Origin of the sequence: Chryseobacterium balustinum (assembly GCF_900168205.1) — a bacterium.
GTDB lineage: Bacteria > Bacteroidota > Bacteroidia > Flavobacteriales > Weeksellaceae > Chryseobacterium > Chryseobacterium balustinum.
In genome coordinates, this window is sequence record NZ_FUZE01000045.1 from 1 (window position 1) to 9,699 (window position 9,699).

Genomic DNA, 9,699 nt, shown 5'->3' on the forward strand with positions numbered 1-9,699 from the left:
ATATTTAGAACTTGCTTCCAAGATTTCTTAGCCTTCTTTTGTTGTGCCGGTTCTTCGATATCAGATTTATCTGATACTTTTAGATTTTCAGATTTTTTCGGTACCGTTGCTGTAATCGTATTAAATTGCGCAGATGATAAGCAACTGTAAAACAGCGCCATCAACGTAAATGTGTATTTTAGTTTTTTCATTTTATGCAGCTTTTATATTTTCATTCACAATGAGTTCCACTTCTTTGTTGATCTTTCTAAAGTTGGTCATCAGCACTTCTTCTTTGCGGTTGACCCCTTTTTTATCCACAAAAGAGTAATAAGATGGCATTTTAACATAGTTTTTTTCTTCTTCCTGAATGGCTTTCATATCCAAATTAATTTTACCCCTAATTGCAGATGTTTTATATTGCTTAGCAGCGTTTTCTTCTCCCCGCGCGATCATTCCTACCATTTCTCCGGTTTTCAAGGCTGCTATTTTACCTGCCGGAATCATATTGTCCATTTTTTCATTGATACTGGTGGTTGTTCCTTGCTGGGAAATGGATTGTGAGTATGACTTCTGTTTAATTTTTCCAAATAGTTTTTCCAACCAATCCAATGTATTTTTGTCTCTGGCAGAACCGGAAAGAATATTTCCTACAATAGCAGAAATCGTATCGGCAACTTCTTTTTTATAAAACTGGCGGAGCTGCGGAATTTCTTGTAATCCAAGCATTACAGCAACTTTATTGCTTCTTGCAGTAGCTACGATGTTATCAATTTTGTGAATGTAAATCGTCGGAAATTCGTCTGCGATAATTCCTCCCGGTAAATTGTGCTTGGAATTTATCAATCCTAAAGTCCTGTTTAACACCGAGGAATAAAGGGCTGAGTTAATATCCTGTGTTCCCGGATCTGATGCTAATATGATAATGGATGGATTTTCACGATCAGTAATCTTCAATTCCACTTCATCTCCGGAAAACACCCAGAAACTCTCTTTAGTTGCCAATCGGGAAAGGAATATTTTCAAAGTTCCAATTTGTCCTTCCAGCTGATCAAACGCTTTGTTGTCATACGCCGTTTTGAAAGGCGAAAGCAAAGAGAAAATTTCTTCGTTGGTAAAAAGTGTGTCAAAAATTTCTTTATAACTACGGTTCATAAAGGAAAGAATATGAGGCAGATCAGAATATTTTCCATTTTCAAATGTTGCAAAAAAATAAATACAGGAAGACAGAAAATTGATGGCGGATTGGGTAAAGAAAGCTTCAGAACCACCTCCGGAACTCGAACCTCCTTTTTGTAAAGATGACACCATTGATTCTGCCATTTCCTGGGCTTCTGCTAAAGTTTGGATGTACTTTTTATGAAATGGATTTACTCGTTTTGATTTTTCAACCTCGTTCAGGTTAATGACGTGGAAATTGTAATCGTAATCGGATTCTTTGCTTTTTTTCAATAAATAATGATAGTATGCAATTTGTGCCAAATCCGGAAACTTAAAATCGTAGATGCAGAGACAAAAACCTTTGGCAATCATTTGTCGGATTGAAGGATTAATGATTCCAAAAGATTTTCCGCTTCCCGGTGTTCCGATGACCATCGTTCCTCTAAAAGGATCAATATTAATATACCCTTCATAAGTCTTATTGTTATATCTGAAGATATAAGGAATGTTAACGGAAGTATCGGTGTTCACTAATTCCTGATTTTGATCGAAAGATTCTTCTTCAACATTCCATCGGTCTTTTCCCATTTTCTGCTGCATCAGTTTTGAAATACTGTCTGCACCCATTTGAAGAATAACGGCTCCTAAGAAAGAAAGAACTGCATAAATTACCTGATAGAGATTGAAGCCGGGAAATACTTTTGGAAGTGTTGCATTTCCTGCCTCATTTTGCCATATCAGCGAAGAGAAAATCATCAGCAGTCCGAAAATCATAGGAGCGATAATTTCTTTACTAATATTAAGGTCTTTCTTTTTCTTGGCTTTTGTTCCTACAGCTACTAATCCAATCAAAATTAATGTTGCAAATTTGGCATTGATAGGTGGGTAAATAAAACTCAGCTTTGAAAAATTTTTTAACAAGTTGGATATTATTAGAACATCAGCATGAAGGTAAAAAAGCGAAGCACAATCTAATGCAACGACTGCATAGACAGCTTTTTGTAGAAAGCCATAGATCTTGATTTGATGTTGTTGTTCTTGCATTAAGAATAATTTTCGAAGTATTGATTAAGTAATTTGTGTTCTTCTAATAGGTTACTGTGTAGCTTTTGTTGCTGTTCCTGCAATTTTTTTTGCTTTTCTTGTATTGCAATAAGAGTGGAATTCAACAGATTCAATTGATTAATTAGCTCATTTCCTCTTTTTTCGACTCTCTCAATAATGTATGAGCGGCTTGCTTCTTCAGAAATTTTCACATACCAATCTTTAAGGTTTAATAGCTTTTCATAGTCATTTATGAGTAATTTTCGTTTTTTAGAAAAAATGATTATCAAAATAGAATGGTAGGTAAATATTAATAGCAAGAGCGCGAAGCATAGTGTAATTGAAAAATTTTCCATTGTATAAATCATTAATTAAAAAGTATCAGCTTTAAGAATTTCAGAATAGTTCACCTTCATTTCTATGGTGCGTCCAGAGAGTTGCTCTTCGATGAGACGAATCATCATTACTTTGCTATTTGGATAAGTGAATTTTTTGAAAACATAGATGTTCCTGAAATTTTTCCTGAAGTGTTTTTGAGGATTGAGTTCTAAAATGGGCGTCAGATCTACACTTTGGTTATTGGTTGCTTTGTGGATTTTCTTGTCTTCTAGTGAGAATTTCAAATCCTCAATATCATAGCTCAGATTAGAATTGTTTTTGATGGTCATATCTAAAAAGATATAATCACTGATCACATAGACATTATTGAGCTGAAAGCTGAGTTTTAGATTTTTCTCTTCCCTTATTGGATTTTTCTCAGATTTTTTTTGAATAATATCCATCGCAAATTTTCTTAATTCAAGATTTGAGAAAACCATTTTATCGAATTCTATAGGCTGCATCGCTTCGGGTTGTATGTGGATATTGGTAATCGTATTGAGATTGTCCTGGTTTCTATACACCACTTTGTACTGTGCGATGAAAGACTGCGCAACAACAGTTATCACTCCGATTTTATTTCCATTAAAAAAAACGGAAGGTGCTTTGATTTTTCCTTTCTCACCAAAATCAGGATGGTCTGTGATTTTAATTCTGGCAATATTGGTAGCAGGCAAATCTCCAGTTAGTTTTTCTGTTGACAAATCGACATATTGAATTGGTTCCGGTGAAATAATATGCAGGTTGATCCCTTCGGTAATTTCAATCTCCGGTAAATCGGAAATGATTTGTTCTTTGGTTGCAGTTTGAGCTGTCAAAAATTGAGCTGTGAATATTAAAAGGGTGTATAATAAAGTTCTCATTGTTTTATTTTTTTTGTTGGTTTTGTGAATCTTTCAATTGTTTTTCGTCGATGAGAAAAACGTAAGAATTGTATTTCAATTTTGCTTTGTTCTCTTTGATCAGGTTGGCAATAGATTTAGATGTTGATGTAAACAGGCTGGATCCAATGCTTGAGAAAAATCCTTTTCCGCCCATATCCATCTGGGTGCCTTGAACCGAGTTGCTTCCCATTTCCCTCATCATATCTCTGAAAACACTTTGTGGAACATACAATCCCTTCATCCCATCAACATCATAAATCGAAAGATTGACAGGATAGATTTCTCCTTTGGTAAAGACCGATATAACGTTGAGATTGACCCGTTGCATCGAAAATCCTGAGATTTGACCATAAAGTATCGAGCCTTTACAAATCTTTTTGTTTCCGACAAAGATGTCTTCCAGCAATCGAAATCTGATCCTGCTTCCTAAAAATCCTTTGTTGTTTTCGTCAATGACTGCTTTTATAAAGCTGTTTTCTTTCTCTTTATAGAAAGCATTGAAACCGCTGTTTATTTCGGATTTACTGACATTGAAAGTTGAGTTGAGAAAATCTTCCATCTTATCCTTATTTGATTTCAGTCTTTGCTCTGCTGCCAATTTGCTCTGATACTCGGGATCACGAGATTTTTCTAAAGAATCCATTACCAACATTTGTTCTTTCAAATATTTTACAGGATCCGGTTGGGCGGTTTGAGTATTGGTTTTCGGATTTTCTGAAGCATAATCATTTTCGGACTTCTCATAAGATTTGCCATTCAGCATTTTGATGATTTCCGAAGACCTGTTGTAATCCTTATCATCCCTTTGGGTTTGATTTGGTCTGTAATACGATGATTGATTTCCTTTCGCCTGATATCTGTTTTGCCTGCCGTTTTCTGCTTTTAAGGAGTCGATTTTTCTTTTTTGATCCAGTGACAATTGGTCATCATAGTTTAGCAAACTATCCTCTTCTTTGTCTAATCCACCAAGCATCGTTCTGTTATCCTCTTTTTTGAAAAAAGCATCATACGCATCATTTTTGGTCATAATTGAATCCTGCGTATCTCCGAGTGATATTGACAATTCTTTTGGCTTGTCTTTTTCAGAAGTGTCCTCTTTGACAAACTGCGCGCCTACGTAGCCGAAAAGAAAAAGAAATGGCAGAGCCAAAAGCGGCAAAACATATTTTTTTTCTTTAAAATTTATTTTTTTAATGTCCATTTTTTAGTTTTTGGTATTGGTTAAACAAGTAGTCAATTCGTAAGCTGTCTTCTTTTTCAAGAGCGTTTTGGTCTCTTTTTACTTTTAAAGTTTTCAGTTCGTTCACAATCTTCTCCATCTCTTTATCATTATTTAGGGATGGATTTTGACTCATCTTACTTTTTGAATAGAGAACAGGAGGCCTTATTTTGAAAGCCATTTCGGAAGGGAAAAAGACACCTTGAATGAGAGACCCAATAAATGAAACCGACAGTAGAATCATTGAATACGTGAAGAATTTCTTTGGATTTTGAACTGCCCACTGTAGCCATTTCTGACCCTTTTGTTTTAATGTCGTATTCATTTTAGTAAGAGTTTTTATTTTGATTGGAAAGTTCTTCGTTATTGATGATCCTCCAGTTTTTAAGAATCACACCGTGAGGATTATTGGGACTTCTGATGATGTCTTCAAAGAAACCTTCGGTGATGAGCTTCCTCGTAATGACAGAAGATTTTCTGGTGATCATCTGCTTCCCGAAAAAAGAGAATTTCTTCTGTTCCATACTAAGCGTAATCGAATCGGTATGGATACTGACCATCGAACTGGCGGCTATTATTTGATTGTAAAATCCTTTTTCCTTTAGGTTCGTATATTCTTTCTTTCCGCTGTCATCAATGAGATACAATGACTTTTGAATATTATCCTTGATATAGGTATCATCCGGAGCAAGTGTGAAAAACAATCGGTGGAATAATTCAATTTGAGCTTTGTACTCAACAGGTCGATTCAGTAGTACGTCCGTTTGTTTGGCAAGAACCGGAACACCATTGTCCAAGATGTAAATTGATTTTCTGGAATCCTCGATCATTCTGTACGCAAAGAAAAATCCTGCAATGACAATAAAAACAGCAAAAGCAATGGTTGAGATTGAAATAACCTTGTTGATCTTGATTCTTTGTTCTATATTTTTGATAAGCATCTTTATTTTGGTTGTTGGTTGATAGTTGTTGGTAATTCGTAATTGATTATTACATTTATTTTCCGTTTTTCATCGCATCCTGAACTCTTCCAGATGCTGAACCTGCTGCTGCACTTGCTGCTACAGAAGCTCCTCCTGTTTTGGCAGCCAAGATTGCTGTTTTCGCACTACTCGCCATTTTTCCTGCCGCATTTTTCATTTTAGTCATTGCTCCCGCCCCTCCTGCAGAAACAATACTGTCTGCAATGGTCGGGGTCATCAGTACTCCGATTCCTGTAACAACATAGGCAACACAGGTGAAGAGCTGGTTGTAGATCATTCCGGAATTACTCACGTAGACCATCAAAGCGTCTAAATTGGTAATGGTTCCATTGGATAATAAGGTGTCGTACCTTTCGATCTCCATTGTATAACCGGAAGCGATCAATTGCTGACCGATGTTGATGATCGTGTAGGCAACAAAAGTGTAAAGATTAATGTTGATGAATTTGGATACCCAACTGTATAATGAATTTTCGAATCCGGGAATCAATGCCATTCCGACAGCTATCGGTCCCAAAATAATTAAAATGTAAGACCATATTTTTTGAATGAAGAAAATGAGATATACACAAATCCTAAGGATGGAAAGACAACAAAATTCAATGAGTTCTGCTACTAATTTTTGCATTTGGAACTCCATTCTGATCGACCATTCCTTGATGGGCTGAATCAATTTATCCAATCCCTCACTGATATCAAACCACGAATCATCAGCATCTTCAGTGGTATTCTCAATGACTTCCTGCTTCGCATCTTCTTCCGCTTTCAGTTTTATAACGGCATCCAGTAATTGTTGCTGTTTTTTAAATCTTTCAACCCGTAAGTCGTTAACTTCTGATTCTATATCGCTGAAAATTGAGATTCCCGGTTCGGCAATGGCTTCAAATGGTGCTTGAATCATATTGACAAACCCGCTCCAGTAAACGAGCGTAAAACCAATGAGAATAGGTTTCAGCATTGGGGTAATTTCCCATTCTCTGTCTCCGGCAGCCATTTGCCAGCCCATATAACCGAGGTACATCAGAGCGCCTAAACCGCCAATTGCTTTTCCTACCAAAGCAGAACCGGCAGCACTATCTTGTACACTGTTGTCTAATTTGGTAAAAACCTCCATAAACCATTTTTCAAAAGCGCCATCTCCTTTTAAAAATTGGAGTAGATTACTGTAATCACCGTCTGTCTGGGCGAAACCCATTACAGGTAAAAGAATTGCTAATAAGCAAAAAGTTAATGTTATCGTTTTATTCATTTTTAAAATCGGTGTTTATAATGATTCATCATATTTTGAACAATTTGGTGGTCTGATGCCGGTATCCACGCAGGTGGCAAAGCATAATTTGAATGGTTTTTCAGAATATTCTTGTAATCTGTAAGCAGTGTTGTCTTGTTATTGTAATCTCTTAGCTCTCTTACAAACTTCCTCCACTTGATAAGGGTCTCGTGATACATAATGAATCGTTTTCCTCTTGGCATATCCATACTTCTGGACATTGAATATTTTTCTTTGATGAGATCCAGTTCTTCCTGAAGTCTTATTATGGTGCCTGTTGTGCTGAGTGTTTCAAACGTTTGCTGGTCTTTCAGTCGCCACTCGATAAAATTTTGTGGTGTATCAGGGAACTCGGTAATGGGTCTTAGCATTCGTTTGTAATACAAAAGCCAAAGAGGATCGGCATCAACAGTAGCGGACGTCCAGTGGGCAAAATCCTGAACACTTCTTTTATGAATGGTATCTGAAGCTGCCTTTATTTTTTTTGCTTCTTCCTCCTGAAATTTTAATTGAGCGAATCTCTGATTTTGCACCCCTGTAGGTTTTAATGGTCGAATGTCTTCACCGTCTTTATAATCCCTGTTGATTTTTGGAGCCCACATTCCCCAAACCGTTGCATAGGCAAAATTGGTTTGGATTCCCAAAAAATACTTCGGGTAAGGTCTCCAGTCTCCCCAATCTTGAAAGACCATTCTTTTATGCTGGGCAACAATGGAAGGGTCATTCAATCTTTTTACACTTAATTGTCCAAACACAGTGGTTGCAATTAAGAGGAACTGTAATAAGCTGATTTTTTTAATTAGATTTTCCATAATTTTTTAATTAAAGATGTGGTTGTATTTAGTGATGATGTCGCCAACAATGGCTTTATCTATATTGATGTAATTACGAAGCACCGGAACCTGATACAGGTAAGGGATTTTCTTGGCATTCTCTAATCGCAGATTGATGTATAGAATGTTTCCGTTGATATTTCTTACTCGTGTAAATATCTTTTCAATCAGCATTTCTCTATCCATCGCATCCATAAGAAAATCTTTATCTTCATTGAGAATATCTTGGGTAACTTCCTGCTGAAGTTTGATCGTTTGCTTGCCTATTTCTATGTAGTATTTTGATATCAAGACGGAATATTCAGGATGCTGTGCTGATAGATCCAGCATTTTATTGGAGTTCGTTACTATTTTACCGAGATATTGATAGAGGTAGATAAGTTTTTTACTTTGGGTAAGCGCCGAACTTACATTTTTCAGTTGTTGATAGATATACTCCTGAATAGCAATGATCTGCGTGATTTTATTATTGATGTCATCATACAATTCTTTTTGCTTTTTATATGAATCCAGAAAAGTTTGCTCACTTCCTAATCGGACGCCGTGGTTTACGGTAATTTGTGACAGAAGTTTGTCGTTGATAACTATTTGCTGGCTATTAACAGTGATTCCTGAAAACACCAACATTCCAAAGGCTATTATTTTCTTCATTTCTAAAAGGATTTGATGTTATCCATTATGCTTTCAACTACTTGCTTATCCCTATTGACATAATATTGAAAGGCTCTTTTCTTACGGTTTACTTTGGCTTTAATATCTCTTATCTTGAGCAGCATATGCGTAGAATTCCTGCTTATTGCCTTTAGTTCGCCTAAAGCATAGTCCAATAATACTTTACGTTCTGATTTTTCCATTTGGTTAATGGCTCCGTAAGAAATAATGATCCCTGTTATTAGCCGTGTTATCATTTGCAGATCATCAACAAACTGAACCTGGGAAGGCAATACCGCAATAATTGAATAAGGAGCATCACTTATTTCATTGATAGTGGCGGATTGATTGTTTATTATTTTCGTTATTTCCCTGCTCATTGCTATTCCGGTTGGTATAGCTTGAATAGCAAATGAAACTATCCTCAATCTGTCCTGAACTTTGGTAATCTTTTCCTTGAATTGGTTCCATTGGGTTCTATTAGCTGTTTCTACGGTAGCATTGGCAATTTGTTTTTGGCGCATTTCCTTTTGCCTGTCGTGTTCTTTCATAGTGGCATTGATTTCTATATCCATCATCGGAAAAGAAACATTTTCCTGTTGCCAGGCAGGTGTAGAACCGCCACCGGAGGATGTCAACACAAAATAAACAGTCGGAATAAATAGGCTAAGAAGAATCTTCTTTAACATTTTGTAATTTTTTAAAAATTCCGTTTGTACCTGTTCATTATGTTTTCAACAATACCTTTGTCGGTATTGATATACCCTGCAAATGGATTAATTGAATTCCAGAATCCTAATCGATTGGCTTTTTCCAATCGTAACTTTATCGCCAAAAGCCAAAGCTTCAGATTTTTCACATTACCGGAAATATTATGAAGGATTTTATATCGATCTCCTGCAGTAGCCAAATTCAGTTCTCCGGATGCGAGAATATCAGATACATCGGTCACGATCTTTAGACTTTGCTCATAGGTTTTTTGTGAAGCTTTCACTCCGAATATTGCATATTCAGGATGTTCTGATGCTAGTTGTACAACCTGCGATGAATAATTGTAGCATTTATTAAGCTCAGAGTAGATTTCCTGTGCCTGAATTCCATTTTGTAAAGTGCCGGAAACTTCTTTTAAACCCTTCAAAATTTTATTCTGAATATCATTAGCTGCAACCATCTGGGTTCCCACCCAGGTTTGTGCGTCCTTTAACTTTGAAGTTTCCTCAATGACTTCGTTCTGTTTGGCTTTCAGATTTTCAGAATAGAGAATCATTGCCGCCGTTACGGTTGGGTCGATGTAGGT

The 9,699-nt window shown here is 36.3% G+C and carries 11 protein-coding genes and 1 pseudogene; all 12 read right to left on the minus strand.

From position 1 onward, the window contains the following. Positions 1-191, minus strand: a pseudogene (locus B5X64_RS21935) (hypothetical protein); the annotation flags it as partial. 1 nt (position 192) lies between these two features. Further along, entirely contained in the window at positions 193-2,184 is a 1,992-nt protein-coding gene (locus B5X64_RS21940; RefSeq protein WP_079467256.1) for a type IV secretion system DNA-binding domain-containing protein, read from the minus strand. Beyond that, entirely contained in the window at positions 2,184-2,396 is a 213-nt protein-coding gene (locus B5X64_RS22715; RefSeq protein ID WP_139377621.1) for a hypothetical protein, read from the minus strand. The genes B5X64_RS21940 and B5X64_RS22715 overlap by 1 nt, the downstream gene beginning before the upstream one ends. 159 nt (positions 2,397-2,555) lie before the next feature. Beyond that, the gene (locus tag B5X64_RS21950) at positions 2,556-3,425 is read right to left on the minus strand and encodes a DUF4138 domain-containing protein (RefSeq protein ID WP_079467258.1); all 870 of its coding nucleotides are present in this window, start codon (positions 3,423-3,425) and stop codon (positions 2,556-2,558) included. Between the two features lie 4 nt (positions 3,426-3,429). Next, on the minus strand, positions 3,430-4,641 hold the full coding sequence (traM, locus tag B5X64_RS21955; RefSeq protein ID WP_079467264.1) for a conjugative transposon protein TraM: 1,212 nt from the start codon (positions 4,639-4,641) through the stop codon (positions 3,430-3,432). Further along, positions 4,637-4,990, minus strand: a complete 354-nt coding sequence (locus B5X64_RS21960) for a hypothetical protein (protein ID WP_066680647.1) — start codon at positions 4,988-4,990, stop codon at positions 4,637-4,639. Before B5X64_RS21960 ends, traM begins: the two co-directional genes overlap by 5 nt. A gap of 1 nt (position 4,991) precedes the next feature. Beyond that, on the minus strand, positions 4,992-5,606 hold the full coding sequence (gene traK / locus B5X64_RS21965; RefSeq protein ID WP_079467259.1) for a conjugative transposon protein TraK: 615 nt from the start codon (positions 5,604-5,606) through the stop codon (positions 4,992-4,994). 55 nt (positions 5,607-5,661) lie between these two features. Continuing rightward, the gene (locus B5X64_RS21970) at positions 5,662-6,897 is read right to left on the minus strand and encodes a TraJ family protein (protein WP_079467260.1); all 1,236 of its coding nucleotides are present in this window, start codon (positions 6,895-6,897) and stop codon (positions 5,662-5,664) included. A 2-nt stretch (positions 6,898-6,899) separates the two neighbouring features. Further along, positions 6,900-7,730: a hypothetical protein gene (locus B5X64_RS21975; protein ID WP_079467261.1), complete on the minus strand. Its 831-nt coding sequence runs from the start codon at positions 7,728-7,730 to the stop codon at positions 6,900-6,902. A gap of 6 nt (positions 7,731-7,736) precedes the next feature. Then, on the minus strand, positions 7,737-8,402 hold the full coding sequence (locus tag B5X64_RS21980) for a hypothetical protein (RefSeq protein ID WP_079467262.1): 666 nt from the start codon (positions 8,400-8,402) through the stop codon (positions 7,737-7,739). 2 nt (positions 8,403-8,404) lie between these two features. Beyond that, entirely contained in the window at positions 8,405-9,091 is a 687-nt protein-coding gene (locus tag B5X64_RS21985; RefSeq protein WP_079467263.1) for a hypothetical protein, read from the minus strand. An 11-nt stretch (positions 9,092-9,102) separates the two neighbouring features. Further along, on the minus strand, positions 9,103-9,699 hold a 597-nt coding region (locus tag B5X64_RS21990; protein WP_079467265.1), incomplete at its 5' end, for a hypothetical protein.

Excerpts from the sequence above, each read along its gene's own strand:
- B5X64_RS21940 (WP_079467256.1), bottom strand. The coding sequence starts at position 2,184 with ATGCAAGAACAACAACATCAAATCAAGATCTATGGCTTTCTACAAAAA.
- B5X64_RS21975 (WP_079467261.1), bottom strand. The coding sequence starts at position 7,730 with ATGGAAAATCTAATTAAAAAAATCAGCTTATTACAGTTCCTCTTAATT.
- traK (WP_079467259.1), bottom strand. The coding sequence starts at position 5,606 with ATGCTTATCAAAAATATAGAACAAAGAATCAAGATCAACAAGGTTATT.
- B5X64_RS21970 (WP_079467260.1), bottom strand. The coding sequence starts at position 6,897 with ATGAATAAAACGATAACATTAACTTTTTGCTTATTAGCAATTCTTTTA.
- B5X64_RS21980 (WP_079467262.1), bottom strand. The coding sequence starts at position 8,402 with ATGAAGAAAATAATAGCCTTTGGAATGTTGGTGTTTTCAGGAATCACT.
- B5X64_RS21960 (WP_066680647.1), bottom strand. The coding sequence starts at position 4,990 with ATGAATACGACATTAAAACAAAAGGGTCAGAAATGGCTACAGTGGGCA.
- B5X64_RS21985 (WP_079467263.1), bottom strand. The coding sequence starts at position 9,091 with ATGTTAAAGAAGATTCTTCTTAGCCTATTTATTCCGACTGTTTATTTT.
- B5X64_RS21950 (WP_079467258.1), bottom strand. The coding sequence starts at position 3,425 with ATGAGAACTTTATTATACACCCTTTTAATATTCACAGCTCAATTTTTG.